This window comes from Polycladidibacter stylochi (assembly GCF_001562055.1).
Taxonomy (GTDB): Bacteria; Pseudomonadota; Alphaproteobacteria; order Rhizobiales; family Stappiaceae; genus Pseudovibrio; species Pseudovibrio stylochi.
This window is the reverse complement of sequence record NZ_LLWE01000018.1, coordinates 275,586-293,491: the sequence shown is the minus strand read 5'-3', so window position 1 is coordinate 293,491 and position 17,906 is coordinate 275,586. Positions and strand designations below refer to the sequence as shown.

Sequence of the window (17,906 nt, the reverse complement as noted above, 5' to 3'; positions counted from 1 at the left end):
ACACAAAGCGGAAATAAAAAACTACTTCTGGAACGAAAAGCCTTAGCGCACCCTAAGCAAACTGCTTACCTGCAAAAACCCGTAGTTCCTGCCAATACTGCTTGCTGGTTTTAAGTGCCCCATGTGCCCATTCACGCCAAAACCTTTGCCAAATAATTCGCACAACGGTTTGCTGCTCCTGCCAGCGCAAAACCGCCATGTTATTTGTGGGATTCAGCTCTTTTTGGGAATTAATGAATTTTGAGCCCTCAAAGTGTGTTAGTGCGGCACGCTCCCAAGAAAACCGATGGCTCACCAAGGTTTTCTCCTGCTTATCCTCTGGCCAACGATCAGCCACGAATGAGCCCCCCTGAAAAGCATTTTTTTCCTCATTTTTAAAAGCTAATTTCCCTTGCTGTCCAAAATACACACCACTGATCTGAAGAAAAACCTCGCCCAATGCCTTACCTTTTTGTTGCCCTAACGGATCTAAACCTCTCTCAATAAAGGGCAACCACGATGACAAACTTGCGGCACTTGGCAGTTCAGCTTTCAAATGGCTTTCGCCCACTTGCACCCGTTCACTGCCTATTGAGTGCTTTTGAGCGGTAAAACTGCCCTGCTCTGCAATAAAAACCACCGCCCGGCTCCAACCCTGACCATTAGAATCAGCCGCGCGCTTTACTTCATATAAAAAGCCTTGCCGCGGGGCGATAAATACTGGTTCCAAATCCTGCCGATCTGCGCGCGTTGCTTTTAGGGGCGTAGTCCTGCCGTTAGTCACGCTTCCTGTTTCCCTAGGCCACTGTGTTGAAGGCAAAACTATTGACTGCTCTACACCGCTATCGTCCAGATCTCGCCCAAAATCAGCAAACCGCTGTTCAACCTGTTTCATTTGCAATAGAGTTTCCTCTAGCGCGATCCGGATTTGCGCATAATCCTTTTGCAGCCGCTTACCGTTTTGTAAAAGGGCCAATTCTTCGCCAGCAATTTGTCGTTGCTTGGCAAGTGCCGCCCGCTCAAGCTCAATAATCGCAATTCGTGGAATAATCAGCTCTTCAACAAGAGGAGCCTTCATTTGTTTTTCTTGCAAAATGAGCGCCAGTTCTTTTGCCAAAATTCCGCGCCTTTGCGCACCCGCATGGTAGATTTCATGGCTTTCTTGTGCACTTTCAACAAGCTGGCTAAGCCGTTCAAGCCCAGCGTCTAACGTGACTTCCCCCGGCCCAAGCAGCCGAACAGGCTCTGGCAACGTGGCAGCCTCCTCTATTAAATCGAGCCAAACACCTTGAAGCCCAAAACGAAATCGTTCTATTTCCTCCAAGGAGGTCGGATCATCCCGAACGCCTCCCCCCTTTGGCAAAGCTTCAAGGATTATACTCAAGGTTTTCGCCTGTTTATTCAGCTCATCGCGTTGTCCCTGTAATCGCTCCCAATTAACTTGTGCTCGCTGATCAAAACTCTCCTTCCGATCATGACGGCCTAAAGGCGATGTTTGTGGCCTGTTTTGTTCATTATCCAGCGCGGGCACGTGTCCACTAGAGCGTTCTTCTCTGAGAAATGTAAGCTGACTGCCAGCCTGAACCCGTAGCCCATCCTTTCGCAAAAAAACAATCTTACCTTCATTACTCACCACAACAAGCGGTAAGGATTGCCCACTCCCGTTAACGTAAAAGCCCCCTTGCCCCTTCTGCAAGGGCACAAACTCGATAAAATCGGCAAGAACAACCCCAACCGGTATCTCGCGCGATTGCTGAAACGAAAGAAGGCTAAGAAAACCCGCACTTAGCAAAAACAACAGGCAGCCAGTAAACAAACCAAGCCAAACTAGGTACCTTTGACGGCGACCAAGTACTGCCAGATAAATCTCCTCAGCCGCTTGTTGCACCATTTATACACCCTCAGCACCACAAACGCACACCAAGCACGCCGCACAATGCCCATTACGATTGCCAGTTGAGTGACAAAAGACCCAAAAATCGCAGGCCATTTCACTAGCCATTTCACTGGCCATTTCAAAGGCAACGCATCCGGACACCCCAAACAAAGCAGTCTTCACCCGTGATTGTTCAGGTGCTCTCATACAGCAAAGAATCGCATAGCCTTTTCATAGGTTATCGCGTCATGCGCACCCTTTAATCCGTCAACACTCACTAAGGAGTTCTGCATGGGCGTTTCAACAAGTCTGACAAAAGATGTGCGGGACGAACACAAACAACAAGCCGACCATCAGGACCACTCACAGCTCCCGCAAGCGGGGACTCCACAAACTATCGACGATTATGGCTTTGAAGACCCCTATGCCGGCGTTTTGCAAATACTTGCCCAGCAACTGGACCACCCAGTTAACATCTCCCGCCTGCAAGAGCGGTATTTACGAACCGGAGAGCGCTTTTCAATCCAGCAATTCCAGCGGGCTGCGAATGAATGCGGTTTCATCCTAAAACGAACCAATGCGCCCATATCCTCGCTCTCCGACCTGCTCCTACCGGCTCTGATAAACCTCAAGGGCGTCGGCCCGGTGGTTGCTATTGCCACCCATGGCGAAAACAAAATAACCGTAGCATTGCCTCAGGCCGCTGGCGGCACGATAAACATGCAGCACAGCGAAATTGCACTCAAATCCAGCACGCCCATTTATCTGGTCAAAACAAAACCGAGCAAACGACTTAAACAGCAAGAAAAGATCAAGGCAACAACGCTCAAATCACCCCAATTAACCCTTGGTCTTTTAAGCTTAAGCTTTGTCTTCTTCAGCCTAGCGCTTTTACTGGGCGCAACAGTTCTGCAAATGCCACAATCAACAGACGGCCAAACCACAGCTGGATTCAACTGGCCAAACATGAACACGCAAAGCTATATTTGGCTGTGCTTAATAGGCTTATTGCCCGTAAGTTATTATCTCATTGAGCGGATAAAACTCTCAATTGCCAGAGCTTATGAGAATAAGCTTCGCTTCACCTGTGAGCTGAACAAACTTGAGGCCTTGTTATCACCCAAAACAATGGGTAAGAGCTGGAAAAGCGCCACCAGCCCTCATACCTCCCCGGCATACACCCCAACGCACCATCGCCCACACACACTCAGTATCTGCGATCGTGCCAATGCCATTTTTCTATGCCTTGTCGCAATTGCGGCCAGCACAACACAACCACATTTTCTGGCCATTGCTCTTTTACAGTTTATATTGTTGTGCGCTCATTTGCTTCTAAACCGACCGGCGGCAGATACACAGCAAAGCGCGGATAAACCCACGCAAAACCTTTTGCTCTCAAAGTCGCTCGTAGAAACAATCGTCACCTCTGCCCTCTATCACAAAGTGCGTGGCTACCTTGCCCGCTCTTTTCAAGCCGTTGAGGCGAGAGAGTTTCAAGAAAACTGGCAGACCGCGTTCATAAAGGCAGTGCTGTTGACTTCTCTTGGTTTGGGGCTGGCATTTGAACTGAGTATGCAGGGAACTTTACATTTATCGGCTCTAGCAACCCTATCAATAATAACACTCAGCACAGCGGCCCAGTGGAATTTACTAGGAACACGCAGCCCCGCGCGCACATACTCTCAAAACGGTGATCAGCCAGCGCACATAGGCCGTAATACTGCCAAGCCCCATGTGGCGCGAAAAATCGAACACGGCGAGATTGAAATTAAAAAACTCACCCTGAAACAAACCGGTTACAATAACAAAAATACCAATGAGAACATTCTCTCCAACATAAACCTGCAGATAAAAGCAGGGGAAAAAACCGCCATACTGGGAGCCACAGGCAGCGGCAAAACCAGCCTGCTAAAAACGATAGGCGGTATATATTTGCCGCAAAAAGGGCAGGTTATCATTGATGGACTAGAGCTTTCCAGCTATTTTCCGGCCGAGCGCGCTGCAAGTATTACCGCCATTTTTCAAGGTATACGTTTATGGCCCTATGACCTTTTCACAAACTTTCAGCGCAGCTATTACAAACCGTCACTTGAAGATATAATCTGTGCCGCACAAAAAGCAGGCGCAACAAATGTTTTCAACCGCCTGCTCAATTGCGAACAGACGCAGCTGAGTGCTGAACTGCAACAACTGTCTGCAGGCGAGTTGCAAGCACTTCAAATGATAAAAGCCTTCATCAACCATCCGCCAATTGTATTATTAGACGACCCAACAGGCACGATGGACACGAAAACCGAAGAGCACATAATTAAAGAACTACAACAGCATATTCAGCCGCATCAAACTTTGCTTATGACAACCCATCGCAGCACCCCTCTTGACCTTGTGGATCGTGTCATCATTATTGATCGGGGGCAAATAATTGCTGATGAGCAAAAGTAACTAAGCACACCCCAATAGACGGGCAAGCTTTGAGGTGCTGAGGCAACAAAGCAAACAACCACTTTGCCAAAGCTCCCTGCAGCGAGAAATAGACCTGTATGGCACGAGACATAATCTTAACCACCCCAATCAAGCCTACGAAAAACAATAGAGGGTTAATTTACGCACTCAACTTAAGCTTCGAGCACACTTGCAATAGTGGTGTCAAACGGACACTTTAACACTCGCTTCATGTTAGCGTTCGGCACAACACAAAAAGCAAACAACCACGCCTTACACAAACAACATGCAACTTGAGCGAAATTTATAAGCCGATAGTTCTATAGTGAGTAATAAACACAAAACTAGTTTTGTTTGCTGTGCGACCAGATACCCTTGCGCTGCTTCTTCGCTTTATGTTGTGCTTGCACAGCTGTAATCGGCAGGTCTTTGAAAGAGCCCCCCTTGGGCTTAACCCGTGGAAGCGGAATCACGGCTTGAGAGAGAATTTGCCCCTTACCACTCCTATCACTTGTTTCAATGAACCAGCTAGAGTTAAGCTGTTCCAGGGCTTTATCAAAGGTCTGGCGACTGCGCGCTGCAACAACCAAACCCTTTGGATTTTGTAGTGGCCGCGAAGACACCACCCCGACGGAATTATAACTCTCCTTAGGCTTAACCTGCACTCTTGCCTGCTCACCCTCTTGCTGTTGCGCTCCCCCAACAATAAAGAAATCACTTTTTTTATGCGCAGACTGGGCATTAGAGCCCTGTTTGATACCCGTAGCTTTAGGCCTTGGAATAACGCTTTGCGTGCTAAAGGCGTGCCCTTGATCCGATTTTATAGGTGCGACATTTCCATATAACCCAGTAGTTTTTGCCATGCGCCCCACTTGCAAGCGACTGCTCAGCATGCGGGCTGGTCGTTGCCTCTTCCTGTTCTCTTTGAAAAAATTTTGCCCCGCATTCATTACTGTAGAAACCTGACGGGTAAGCTCTCCACGAAAACCTGCGGGTTTAACCAGTGGTAAGGCCACAGTAGATCTAGCATTTTCACCCAAAATTAAACTTGCTCCAATCCGGTTAAGCTGCTTTGAGAACCTGTTTCTCTCTTGCCTAGCGGCCGCAACGGTTGGCCTAGAAGAATCAGCGGGTGAGCGCGTAGCACCATGTTTCACAAGCGCGTTCAACCGTTCTGTCGATTGCTTGAGCTCGCTACTCTTAAGGGTCGGCAAAAGAACCCAGGCAAATGAGGCTTGTACACCATGCCAACCGCCGAGTGCGGCTTTCCTCGCACCTTCCCCCTGCCTCATCACGATCAAGCGCGTTGTCGCGCGGGTATGCGCATGACGGTGAATGCCTGTTTGACGATCACTTTTTGTAGGGCGTACAAAGCCTTTTTGTAAAGCTAAAGCGCCCTTATCGTCTGGCTTACTTGCAAAAGCACGATACTTTGACGCTAAATCCCCCCCATCACCATAGGCCACACTAGCCACAGCCTTTTCTCCTGTTTCAAAAGGCAGCTCTGCCAACACATGGGGGGATGGGCTTTTCTTGTGCTTGTCCCCGTTTAACCCGATATTCTCAGAGAGGATTACTTTTTTATCGCGATGCTCTTTAAGCTCTTGCCCCTCTAAATGCCCCATTTCCAAGGGCTGTAGTGCGCTGGTGGTTTCGTTTTTTTCATCATCAACACGTTTAGAAGGCAAACGCACAAGACGGTGAACATCCTGCTCTCGTAAATCGCCCCTACGTTTTTCAAAGGAACGCCGCGCGGTGACAACACCTTGCATTTCATCCAGACTGGCAGCCAGCGCTTCATTTGGTGGACGAACAAGCGCTGGTGTAGCATCGCCAGTACGCTCATTTGCAGCAAGTCCCTTGCTTTTTTGTGCTCTTAAAGATGGCAGATCACGACTTTGCACACCAAGGAGCTGCTCAACCAGCGCACCACTTAACGCCAACAATTCATAACGTAAATCCTGATAGGCATAACGAACGGAAACGGCTTGAACCTGTGCGGCAAAGTACTGCGCTTGCACCTCAAGCACATCAAGCAGTTGCCGCTCTCCTAAACTGTATTGTCTTGTATAAGAGTGGCGTAAAGCCATGGAAGAATGCACTTGCTGTTGTAAATATCTTTGCTGCTTTTGCAGCTCTTGCAGTTGCCCATAGGCCGCTCTGGCTCTTTCTTCCAAGCGCCGCAGCGCAGCGTCAAACTGGTATTTTTTTTCTCCTGCTTCTGCGACCCGTTGCCCATACAAACTAGAGCGCCTTGGACCATCAAAAACATTCCAGCGCATTAAAATGCTGGCACTAGCGCCACGGTCAACCCCCAAACGTCCGTCATAATTTTCCCGCAGTCCAGATTGCAGCTCTAAATCAACCTCCGGGTAATACCCCGCCTCCGAAACCCGAATGTTTTCCTCGGCAGCCCCTGCATTTTGCTGCAACTGTTTCAAATAGGGGTTATCACGCCGTACCTGCGTAATTAACTGGCTAAGTGATGAGGCAACCGCCTCCAGCCGTCCCCCACCAGCAGTACCGCGAAAAACAACCCCAGTAAGGGATTTAAATTGCTCTTGAGCTTTTGCAAGTGCCTCTTTTACCTCACTAAGTGCCACCGCCCCGGCACTGGCTCGCGCCTCGGCTAACTGCTGATCGGCAATTGATAGAACACCTTGTAAAACGCCTTTTCGACTCTTTTCCTCCATTGATCGCAAATATTGGAGATTAGATCTCGCCAACGTTTCAAGCACTTGCATTCGGGCTATTTCATTGTAAGCCAATGCCGTTTCTAGTGCTAACAGCTCAGCTTGCGCATCAATAGCATAGTGGGCAGCTTCGCTTAAATGCGCTTGCCTGCGAACTTTATGGGTAGTTGCAAAACCATCAAACAATTGCTGCGTGGCACGTGCACCAACCCGATACGGCCCATACCAGAACCGCGATATGCGCCGTGTCGAGCGCCGTTCACGCCATTCCGCCCCGCCTTCGGCTTCAAAGGTCAGGCGCGGATACCACTGCCCTTCAACACGTTCTTGGGCAAATCGGGCAGCCTCCGCTCCTTTTTCAGCCGCACGCAACTCGGGGTGATTAGCCAAAGTCAGCCGCACGGCTTCTTGCAAGCTCATTGCGTGTAAAGGCATAAGACCAGTTAAAAGCAGAGCAATCAAAACTATCGACTTAAATATATAATTTCTCATAATATGCCCCGACGCATACACAACCTTCTGGGCGGTAATAAACCTTCAAAATAGCCTATCAGCCCAAACCTAAGGGGTCATGCCAAGGATAATCCTATGAAATTCAAAAGGGGTATAATTACGAATAGGCTGAATCAAAAACTCAATCGCATTATCTATATATATCAATAAGTTAAATCAATTACCTGAATCAAAATAGCAACCGCACGGCTCCTATTAAATAAAGGGTGACCGCTCAACAAAAATCAAAGCAAAAAACTTACAAAACTTCAGCAAAATCAATAACTAAAGTAGATTATTTGATTCAATTTATTTAAAGATTTCTTAATCCCAAATCATCACTTCGTTAGAGCGTATTCTAGAAAAGCGCCAGCAGTTTTCAGGTTAGAATACGCGTCAAAATAATAGACTAAAGCAGTTTGAGCGCCTCGATGAAATAGCAAACTGCATTAATAGCGTAGTAATGCAAAAAGGGGCACAAGGCCCCTTTAAAATTTACAGAGATAAACTGTAGAGCCTTCGCGATGAAAGACCCGCTATTTTAGTCCCCTTATACCAAACGGCTATTATCCATAGCCGCGGCAATAAATGAAGAAAATAGCGGATGCGGTTCAAGCGGCCGTGACTTGAGCTCAGGATGATACTGAACCCCCACATACCACGGGTGATCTGCAATTTCGACAGTTTCTGGCAACACACCATCAGGCGAAGTACCGGCAAACTGTAAGCCCACGGCCTCCAGCTTATCCTTATAGGCGATATTAACCTCATAGCGGTGGCGGTGGCGCTCAAAAATCGTTTCACTTCCATAAATATCAGCGATTTTGGAGCCCGCTTTCAGCTTGGCTTCATAAGCCCCAAGGCGCATAGTACCGCCAAGGTCACTCTCGCTATGGCGTGTTTCTTTCTCGCCATCCTTGCTCCACTCGGTCATCAAGCCAACAACCGGCTCACCTTCGCCGCTAAACTCAGAAGAGTTTGCACTTCGCATACCCGCAAGGTTGCGTGCCGCTTCCAGCACGGCCATTTGCATACCGAAGCAAATACCAAAATAAGGGATTTTGTTTTCGCGTGCGTATTGCGCCGCTGCAATTTTACCTTCCGCCCCGCGCTCGCCAAAGCCGCCAGGAACCAGAATACCGTTCACATTCTCAAGCAGACTTGCCGGGTCTTTTTCTTCAAAAACTTCCGACTCAATCCACTCAAGATTGACTTTCACCTTATTGGCAATACCGCCATGTACCAGTGCTTCAATAAGCGATTTATAGGCATCTTTCAAAACGGTGTACTTACCAACAATCGCAATCGTAACTTCGCCCTCAGGGTTGGAAAGTGTTTCCACCAATTGCTGCCAGCGAGAAAGGTCGGCAGAAGGCGCACCGGTAATACCGAATGCATCCAGCACCTGGGTATCAAGCCCCTCTTTATGGTAGGCCAACGGCACTTCATAAATACTCTTGGCATCATACGCCGGAATAACAGCTTCTGGACGCACATTACAAAACTGCGATAACTTGCGGCGCTCGTTCTCGGGTATTTGCCGATCACAGCGCACCATCAAAATGTCTGGCTGAATACCAATAGAACGCAACTCTTTCACCGAGTGCTGCGTTGGCTTGGTTTTCATCTCGCCTGCGCTGGCAATATAAGGCAACAAGGTCAGGTGAATGTAAACAGCCTGCCCACGTGGCAATTCGTTACCCAATTGGCGAATAGCTTCAAAGAAAGGTAGGCCTTCAATATCACCTACAGTTCCGCCAATTTCACAAAGCACAAAGTCAAAATCCTCATTACCATCAAGAATAAAATTCTTAATGGCATCAGTTACATGCGGAATAACCTGCACAGTACCGCCCAGGTAATCACCACGCCGTTCCTTGGCAATGATTTCCTGATAAATTCGTCCCGTTGTAATGTTATCCTGCTTGTTGGCCGCCCGCCCTGTAAAGCGTTCATAGTGGCCAAGATCAAGGTCGGTTTCCGCACCGTCATCGGTGACATAACACTCCCCGTGTTGATAGGGAGACATGGTACCCGGATCGACATTCAAATAGGGATCCAACTTTCGAAGACGAACCTTGTAGCCGCGCGCCTGTAAGGCTGCGCCGAGAGCGGCGGATGCCAATCCCTTACCAAGGGAAGAGACAACACCACCGGTGATAAAGATATACCGCGCCATGGATCACTACCGATTTGCTTGTTAACGAGCTTGTCAGCTCTTATTGTCATTAAACGCAAAATTACAGGCACCGTGATAAAAACCACGGTGCCCATGAATTTTATAGATCCCGCAAACTGCGGAAAATCATAGGAAACGGACCTTGCGGACCACTCTATTGTGCCGCAGGAACCTGTGGACCTTCTGGTGTGCTCTGCTTTTTCAAAGCATCCAGCAGACCCTTGGCATCTTCGCCTTCGCCAGTTGTTTCACTCGCGGCAGGAATATTATCCAGCAGATCAGCAGGACGGTTATCCCAGCGATGCAACAAGGTGAGGCTCAACGAGGTCACAAAAAAGATTGCAGCCAGTATTGCCGTACCACGTGTTAAAACATTGGCAGTGCCACGGCTGGTCATCAAACCACCACCGCCGCCGCCCATACCCAGCGCGCCGCCTTCAGAACGTTGAAGCAGCACCAGAACAATCATGCCAAGCACGACCAACAGGTGAATTACAATTAGAACGGTTTCCATAGGTATCCGTAGGTATTAAAGTTGATTTCAGCGCTTTCTAGCGGAAATTTTCCCGCAATTCTACCCTCAAACAACAGCAAATTGGTAAATTGGCGCTTTTTAACCCAAATAGCTCTGGGCAATACCAAGGAAATCGGTTGCCTTCAGGCTGGCACCACCCACAAGCGCACCATTCACATTCGCAACAGAAAGCAGCTCTTTTGCATTGGCAGGCTTCACAGAACCACCATAAAGAATGCGGATTTTTTCACCTTCAGCACCAAAACGCGCCACAAGACGCTCACGCGCAGCAGTGTGGATTTCTTCCACATCCTGTGCGGTTGGTGTCAAACCGGTGCCGATTGCCCATACAGGTTCATAGGCCACAACAGTATTTTCAGCGCTCACACCATCAGGCAGAGAATCAGCAAGTTGTTGCGCGACAACATCCACAGCTTTACCGGCTTTACGTTCAGCTTCCACTTCGCCAACGCAAACAACAGCAACCAAGCCAGCACGCCATGCAGCTTCGGTTTTTGCCCGCACTTCCGCATCACTCTCACCATGGTCGGTGCGGCGCTCGGAGTGCCCCAAAATCACGTAGGAAGCCCCAGCATCCTTAACCATTTCTGCAGCAACATCACCGGTATGCGCACCAGAAGCAGCGGCATGACAGTCTTGTGCACCAATAGCAAAACTTGCCGTATCAGCGGCCTGTGCAACCAACATAGCAGAAGGACAAATGAGCAGCTCAACCTTGTCTTTCAATTCAGCAGTGTAACCTGCATCCATTGCCTTCAACTCTTCTAGCGCGGCTTTCAGGCCATTCATTTTCCAGTTGCCAGCAACAAGCGGACGAATTGTCATAGGATCATGCTCCCAGTTGTCAGTTTCAAATTGCCCGGCTCCCAAATGATACAAGATCTATCAAATAGAAAACCGGCTCCAAAGCAGCCGTCTTCACTGGCCAAAACCGCCCGCTCAACGCTGCTCTACTAGCCCCATAGCAAAGGACCGCCATAGCATGCAACACTCATGAACGAGCCGTTGAAAGGTATTACATCTTTCACCTATGGTTGATTAAGAACACAACAACGTGAAAACAATGCGACCAAACATCTCTTGTGGCGCTTTGACCTGCAAACCTTTACACCAAGCGCTATTTTTCACAACTCCAGCCTCGCTTTCAGGCCCACTTGACCGCGTGAAGGCAACGACTATCCAAAACAAATGAGGATGGTTACCCACACAAGCCGACATTAGCTTGCCCTAGAAGCGCTGGCTCATTATGATCTGCCAGCTTTTTATTGTATATGGCAGGCAGGTTCTTGCCATATCAACCAAGAGAAACGGATATTTAATATGCTGGACGCGCTGCGCCAAGGCGCCGGATCATGGGCTGCCAAGATTCTTATTGGACTGCTTGTTTTAAGCTTTGCCGTGTGGGGCATTGCCGATGTATTTACCGGACTGGGATCCAACGCTGTCGCCAAAGTTGGTAAGACAGAAATCTCTGCCACCCAGTTCCAGCAGGAGTACCAGCGCCAGCTGGAAACACTCTCCCGCCAGATTGGCCAGCCACTGACCCCGCAACAGGGCGCAGCTTTCGGCATTCCACAGCGCGTATTGTCCACACTGGTCACAGATGCAGCTCTCAACGATGAGGCAGCCCAGCTTAAAGTGGGCGTTTCTGATGCTGCGATCGTTAAAACCATTCACGAAAACCCGATGTTCCAAGGGCTAAACGGCAAATTTGACCGCTCACGCATGCAGCAAGTGCTCTACGCCAACAACATGACAGAAGACCGCTTCGTCAGTGAGCAAATGGACGTAGCACAACGCCAGCAGCTGGTCGCAGCACTGCTTGGCGGCTTCACTCCGCCACAAATGCTGGTAAAAGCCATGCACACATACCGCGCCCAGGCCCGTACCATTGATTATCTGGTACTAACGCCCGAAACATTGCCTTTTGTTAAAGCGCCGAGCGATGAAGAGCTGCAAACCTACTTTAAGGATAATCTGGCCAGCTACCGCGCCCCTGAATACCGCTCCGTCAAATATTTGGAGCTAACCGCCAGCACCTTGGCAAAGCCAGAAGATATCAACGAAGAAGACGTTAAAGCCGAATACGAGCGCACAAAGGACAGCAGAGTTCAAGAAGAGCGCCGCCAAGTATACCAACTCTCCTTTGCCAGCAAAGATGCAGCGCAAGCAGCAGAAGAGCAGCTAAAGGCAGGCACCCCGTTTACGCAAGTTGTAAAAGAGCAAGGCCATACCCTGAAAGATATCGATCTTGGTATGATGAAAAAAAGCGACTTTATTGATAAAGCCGTTGCCGATGCTGCATTTAGCCTTAAGCAAGGCCAATCCAGTGAGATAATAGAAGGCACGTTCACCACGGCCATCATCAATGTTGCAGCCATCAATCCAGAGCAAGCAATTCCCTATGAAGATGTTGCGAAAGAGTTGCGCCAACAGCTGGCAGCCGCAGAAGCCGCCAGTGAAATCGACGCCATCTATAACGAAATTGAAGATGCCCGCGCTGGTGGCAGTACTTTAGATGAAGTCGCCAAACGCTTTAGCCTGGCGATCACTCAATCTGCTCTTTTCGACAACACGGGTAACACCAAAGAAGAAAAGACTGTCAAGCTGCCAGAACAGGGCAAGCTTATTAAAGCTACTTTTGACAGTGAACTTGATAGCGAAAACGACCCAGTAGAAACCGGCAATAACGGCTTTATTTGGTATGAGCTCACCAAGGTAGAGCCCGCCAGAGATCGCAGCCTTGATGAAGTCCATAGCAAAGTAACCGCCGACTTCATGAAAAAGCGCCGCGCTGAACTTCTCGCCAAACAGGCCGAAGAGTTATTGAAAAAACTCGATGCCGGCACTTCTCTGGCGCAAATTGCCAAAGAGCAAAACCTTACGGTTCAAACACTAAAGGATGTCACCCGTGAACAGCCAAAGGGTGACTTGACCCAAGAAGCTGTGGCCGCGGCTTTCTCGGGCCCAACCGGCCTGTTTGCACAGGTAAATGGCAATAATGGCTCGCGCCTGCTGATCAATGCAGTCAGTGAGACCATTGCCCCGTTTGTCGCAAATGCGAAAGAGAATGCACCACTCAAAGCAGAAATCAGCCGCCAACTGGAAGGCTCCATGGGTAATCTCTATGTGGGTGAAATCCAAAAACGTGTTGGTGTGACCATCAATCAGGCAAATTTGGCCCGCGTCTCAGGTCTGGGCAATACTCAGTAAGTAAAAACGCACTACTCCGCCTGTTATGGCGGGGTAGTTTTTGTATCGCGGGGAGCCAAAACCATGTCCACACTTAAAAGTCACATTGACACGATTGCCAATGGGCACAATCTCAACCGCGAACAAGCACGCGAAGCCTTTGAAATCATTATGTCAGGCGAAGCAACTCCGGCACAGATCGGCGGTTTCTTGATGGGTCTTCGTATTCGCGGCGAGACCATTGACGAAATCTCAGCTGCTGTGGACACCATGCGCGCCAAAATGCTGCGTGTGGATGCACCCGAAAACGCCATTGATATTGTCGGCACTGGCGGCGATTCTTCCGGTACCTACAACATCTCAACCTGCACCGCTTTTGTGGTCGCTGGTTGTGGCTTGCCCGTTGCCAAACACGGCAACCGCTCGCTCTCCTCAAAATCCGGCTCAGCCGAGGCCTTGGCACAATTGGGAATCAACCTCGATTGTACCGCCGACCAGATATCCAATTGTATCAAACAAGCCGGCATTGGCTTTATGTTTGCACCCAACCACCACAGCGCCATGAAACATGTGGGCCCCGCCCGTATGGAACTGGGTACCAGAACCATTTTCAACTTACTTGGACCACTTGCCAACCCGGCCGGCGTAAAACAGCAAATGACTGGTGTATTCGCCCCACAATGGGTGGTACCACTCGCACAGACCTTAAACCAGCTCGGCACTGAGCGGGCCTGGGTGGTTCATGGTAGCGATGGACTGGACGAAATCACCACAACAGGACCAACCCAAGTGGCCGAATTACGTGGTGGCACCATTAAAACCTTCACCATTTCGCCACAAGATGCTGGCCTGCCACAAGCCGACCCGCAAGATTTAAAGGGTGGCTTACCAGAGGAAAATGCCGCGGCCCTACGAGCTGTACTGGAAGGCGAGCGCAATGCATACCGTGACATTGTTTTGCTCAACGCCGCCGCAAGCCTTATTGTTGCCGATGAAGTACCAACCTTGAAAGATGGTGTGGCGGTAGCAGCCGATTCAATCGATAACGGCAGTGCATTGCAGCACCTCAATAAACTGGTTGAAGTCTCCAACACTTAAGCATAGCAGCGCAAGAGAACAGCAGATCAATAAATCATGGCCGATATTCTAAAAAAAATCGAAGCATATAAACGCGAGGAAATAGCAACTGCCAAGGCAAATGTCCCCCTTACCAGCTTGCGTGCACAGGCAGAAGCGGCCACCTTGCCACGCGGCTTTGCCGCCGCCTTGCGCAAAAAACATCAAGAAGGCGCCTATGCCCTCATTGCAGAAGTAAAAAAGGCCAGCCCTTCTAAAGGTTTGATCCGAGAAGACTTCAACCCGCCCCTCTTGGCAAAAGCCTATGAAGATGGCGGCGCCGCCTGCCTTTCCGTTCTCACCGATGGCCCCTCATTTCAAGGGGCACCGGAATACTTGGTAGCAGCGCGTAGCGCAGTAAAAATTCCCGTTCTGCGCAAAGATTTCCTCTATGACCCCTATCAAGTGCTGGAAGCCCGCGCATGGGGAGCCGATTGCATCTTGATTATCTTGGCCGCTGTTGATGACGCGACAGCCAAGGATCTGGAAGACACCGCCATAGCGCTTGGTATGGATGTACTGCTCGAAGTGCATAACGAAGAAGAGCTGGAACGGGCGCTTAAGCTCAACTCACCTCTTGTCGGCATCAACAACCGCAATTTAAAAACATTCGAAACTTCGCTGGAAACCAGCAAACGCCTTGCACCCATGATCCCGCAGGAGCGCATAATAGTTGGCGAATCTGGGCTATTTACACCGCAAGACTTGGCTCAAATGGCCGCTGTGAATATTGAAACATTCTTGATCGGTGAGAGTTTGATGCGCCAAGAGGATGTTGAAACGGCCACCCGAAATCTGCTTGCCAAATAACCTGCAAGAACTTTATGTAGTCTTTATGTAGCGATAAATAGAATAGATTAGAGCAATCACATGTGCCAAGAAAACAAGCAAGCCCCGCTCGCCGACAACCTGACCCATTTGGATGAAACCGGCGCGGCCCATATGGTGGATGTCTCGCAAAAGGCTCACACCTCACGCATTGCCAGAGCCGGTGGCCGTGTGCGCATGCAAAAAGCAACACTGGATCTCATTCTTTCCGGCAACGCGAAAAAGGGCGATGTCCTTGCCACCGCCCGCATTGCAGCCATAATGGCCGCCAAACGTACCCATGAGCTGATCCCCCTTTGCCACCCGTTGCCCCTTTCAAAAGTGACAGTGGATTTCACTCCCCTACCCGATTTACCGGGTATTGAGGTTGAAGTGATGGCCAAAGTCACTGGCCAGACCGGCATTGAAATGGAGGCTCTCACCGCGGCCTCTGTTGCCTGCCTGACCATCTACGACATGGCAAAAGCCGTTGACCGCTCGATGATAATGGAAGATATCAAGCTGCTGGAAAAAGCAGGCGGCAAATCCGGCCATTTTTTGGCCGAGCGTGACCTTTAAAGCTAGAGCGTATTCCCGAAAAGTGCCTAGCGGTTTTCGGATAAGAATACGCGCCACAAAAAAGCGTATTCCCGATAAGCGCCTAGCGGTTTTCGGATAGGAATACGCGTTAAAATAAAAGGTTAAAGCAGTTTGAGCGCTTCTATGAAAAGCAAACTGCTTTACTCGTTCCTCCAACTATTTCTATCTGCCCATAAAACTAAAGGCACTAGCATGACTTTGATCAGCATTGAAGAAGCCCACCAACGCCTCTTGCAAAATGTGGCCACCATGCCAACGCAAACAGTGCCTTTAGCAAGTGGCGGCGAACGGATTTTAGCCAAGGATATGGCCGCTACCCGCACCCAGCCCCCCTTTAGCGCTTCTGCTATGGATGGCTATGCGGTCATCGCGGCCGATTGCACACAAGGTGCTATGCTGGAAGTGGTTGGCGAGGCGGCGGCAGGCCATAACTTTGACGGACAGCTACAACGCGGTCAGGCGCTGCGCATTTTCACCGGTGCCCCCGTGCCAGCCGGTGCCGATGCCATTTTGATTCAAGAAAATGCCAGCCGCAATGGCAGCACCCTCACCGTCAATGAAACAGTCCCACAGAGTAAGTTTATTCGCCCTGCTGGCCTTGACTTCAAGAAAGATGAAGTGCTGTTGAGTGCTGGTGACAAGCTCGGTTTTCGCCAACTTTCCCTGCTCGCAGCCATGAACATCGCACAAGTCCCAGTCTACAAAAAGCCCCTTGTGGCGATCCTTGCCAATGGCGACGAACTGGTTGAACCGGGACAAGAACCCGGACCCAATCAGATCATCGCCTCCAATCAGGTAGGTGTGGCCGAACTGGCCCGTAATATGGGGGCCGATGTGCTCATGCTGGGCATTGCCCGCGATGATAAGCAAGACATCACGGAAAAAGTGAAGCAAGCCATGCGCGCCAATGCCGATTTACTCGTAACACTGGGCGGCGCATCCGTAGGCGACCACGACCACATTCAATCAGTATTGGGCGAACAGGGCATGCAGCTCGATTTTTGGCGCATCGCTATGCGTCCGGGTAAACCGCTCATGGCAGGAAATATTGGTCCTATGCAGGTGCTGGGCCTCCCCGGCAATCCGGTTTCGGCATTGGTGTGCGCGCTACTTTTCATGCGCCCTCTACTTGCCAAAATGTCTGGCAACACCAGCCCGCAACAAACAGAGGTTGCGGTGAAACTCACCAAACCTATCAAGGCAAACGACCAGCGGCAGGATTACATGCGCGCCGCGCTACACACCAACGTGCAGGGCGAGCTGTGCGCCGAACCTTTTGACAATCAGGATTCTTCGGTGCTCTCGGTATTTTCACAGGCCCATGCCCTAATCATTCGCCCCCCCTTTGCCCCACAAGCTAAAGCAGGTGAGTGGCATAGTGCCCTGCGATTGAGCGAATAGGTTATAAAACCGTAATACAACACCGCAGTTATCGAAAACTTACATAGATCAATGAAGAAGTTACAGCAACTTCTTCATTGAATATTTCCAAACATCTCTCATTACCATACGCTTATCTTCAATTATTATTTAAATATCGGCGTATATATTATTCTTAAGTTCTCGTAACTTCCTGTTCAGATCAAGCAGTTCATCATCTTTCATTTTTGATGATTGCCTTAAGTTCTCAGGTATACAACTCGCTTTTCCCTTTAATGCTTTTCCCTTCTCACAAACTACTATTAATACTTGTCGCTCGTTATTTGGGTTTCGAAGCCGCTCAACAAAGCCAGCGACCTCCAATCGTTTAAGCAAAGGCGTTAGTGTGCTGGCTTCCAGCTCTAACTGTTTCGCGAGTTGCGACACACTTTGCCTGTCCTGCCCCCACAACAAATTCAAAACCAAATACTGAGGGTAAGTGATCCCCATCTCGTCGAGCATGGGTTTGTATTTGCGTTGTATCGCTAAGTTTGCAGCATAAATTCCCAAACACAAGTGATCATCTAATGAAAGCATCAGAACCCCTTTCGCCATGACATTGTTTTAATTCACCTT

The 17,906-nt window shown here is 49.5% G+C and carries 12 protein-coding genes; 6 read left to right on the top strand and 6 right to left on the bottom strand.

Annotated features, from left to right (window positions below):
- Nucleotides 1-52: 52 nt before the first annotated feature.
- Entirely contained in the window at nucleotides 53-1,870 is a 1,818-nt protein-coding gene (locus AYK67_RS04595) for a hypothetical protein (RefSeq protein ID WP_068082946.1), read from the bottom strand.
- A 276-nt stretch (nucleotides 1,871-2,146) separates the two neighbouring features.
- Here AYK67_RS04595 and AYK67_RS04585 point away from each other — a divergent pair, with 276 nt between their 5' ends.
- The gene (locus AYK67_RS04585; protein ID WP_068082937.1) at nucleotides 2,147-4,297 is read left to right on the top strand and encodes an ATP-binding cassette domain-containing protein; all 2,151 of its coding nucleotides are present in this window, start codon (nucleotides 2,147-2,149) and stop codon (nucleotides 4,295-4,297) included.
- A gap of 344 nt (nucleotides 4,298-4,641) precedes the next feature.
- On the opposite strand, the gene AYK67_RS04580 is transcribed toward AYK67_RS04585, so the two are convergent.
- From AYK67_RS04580 to tpiA, 4 genes are all read right to left on the bottom strand, one after another.
- Nucleotides 4,642-7,482, bottom strand: coding sequence for a TolC family protein (locus tag AYK67_RS04580; protein ID WP_082735632.1), 2,841 nt, complete (start codon nucleotides 7,480-7,482; stop codon nucleotides 4,642-4,644).
- Between the two features lie 550 nt (nucleotides 7,483-8,032).
- Nucleotides 8,033-9,661, bottom strand: coding sequence for a CTP synthase (locus tag AYK67_RS04575; protein ID WP_068082929.1), 1,629 nt, complete (start codon nucleotides 9,659-9,661; stop codon nucleotides 8,033-8,035).
- 154 nt (nucleotides 9,662-9,815) lie between these two features.
- On the bottom strand, nucleotides 9,816-10,175 hold the full coding sequence (gene secG, locus AYK67_RS04570; RefSeq protein WP_068082927.1) for a preprotein translocase subunit SecG: 360 nt from the start codon (nucleotides 10,173-10,175) through the stop codon (nucleotides 9,816-9,818).
- Between the two features lie 99 nt (nucleotides 10,176-10,274).
- Nucleotides 10,275-11,021 carry a triose-phosphate isomerase gene (tpiA, locus tag AYK67_RS04565; RefSeq protein ID WP_068082924.1) on the bottom strand — a complete coding sequence of 249 codons (747 nt, stop codon included), beginning with the start codon at nucleotides 11,019-11,021 and terminating at the stop codon, nucleotides 10,275-10,277.
- Nucleotides 11,022-11,516: 495 nt separating this feature from the next.
- Here tpiA and AYK67_RS04560 point away from each other — a divergent pair, with 495 nt between their 5' ends.
- The 5 genes from AYK67_RS04560 to AYK67_RS04540 all read left to right on the top strand — a co-directional run bounded on the left by AYK67_RS04560 (nucleotide 11,517) and on the right by AYK67_RS04540 (nucleotide 17,312).
- Entirely contained in the window at nucleotides 11,517-13,409 is a 1,893-nt protein-coding gene (locus AYK67_RS04560) for a peptidylprolyl isomerase (RefSeq protein ID WP_068082922.1), read from the top strand.
- 63 nt (nucleotides 13,410-13,472) lie between these two features.
- Nucleotides 13,473-14,486, top strand: coding sequence for an anthranilate phosphoribosyltransferase (gene trpD / locus AYK67_RS04555; protein ID WP_068082919.1), 1,014 nt, complete (start codon nucleotides 13,473-13,475; stop codon nucleotides 14,484-14,486).
- A gap of 36 nt (nucleotides 14,487-14,522) precedes the next feature.
- Nucleotides 14,523-15,314, top strand: coding sequence for an indole-3-glycerol phosphate synthase TrpC (gene trpC / locus AYK67_RS04550; RefSeq protein ID WP_068082916.1), 792 nt, complete (start codon nucleotides 14,523-14,525; stop codon nucleotides 15,312-15,314).
- Nucleotides 15,315-15,374: 60 nt separating this feature from the next.
- Nucleotides 15,375-15,890: a cyclic pyranopterin monophosphate synthase MoaC gene (moaC, locus tag AYK67_RS04545; RefSeq protein ID WP_068082914.1), complete on the top strand. Its 516-nt coding sequence runs from the start codon at nucleotides 15,375-15,377 to the stop codon at nucleotides 15,888-15,890.
- A gap of 213 nt (nucleotides 15,891-16,103) precedes the next feature.
- On the top strand, nucleotides 16,104-17,312 hold the full coding sequence (locus AYK67_RS04540; protein WP_068083259.1) for a molybdopterin molybdotransferase MoeA: 1,209 nt from the start codon (nucleotides 16,104-16,106) through the stop codon (nucleotides 17,310-17,312).
- Between the two features lie 129 nt (nucleotides 17,313-17,441).
- On the opposite strand, the gene AYK67_RS04535 is transcribed toward AYK67_RS04540, so the two are convergent.
- Nucleotides 17,442-17,867, bottom strand: a complete 426-nt coding sequence (locus AYK67_RS04535) for a MarR family winged helix-turn-helix transcriptional regulator (protein ID WP_206597493.1) — start codon at nucleotides 17,865-17,867, stop codon at nucleotides 17,442-17,444.
- Between the last annotated feature and the right edge of the window lie 39 nt (nucleotides 17,868-17,906).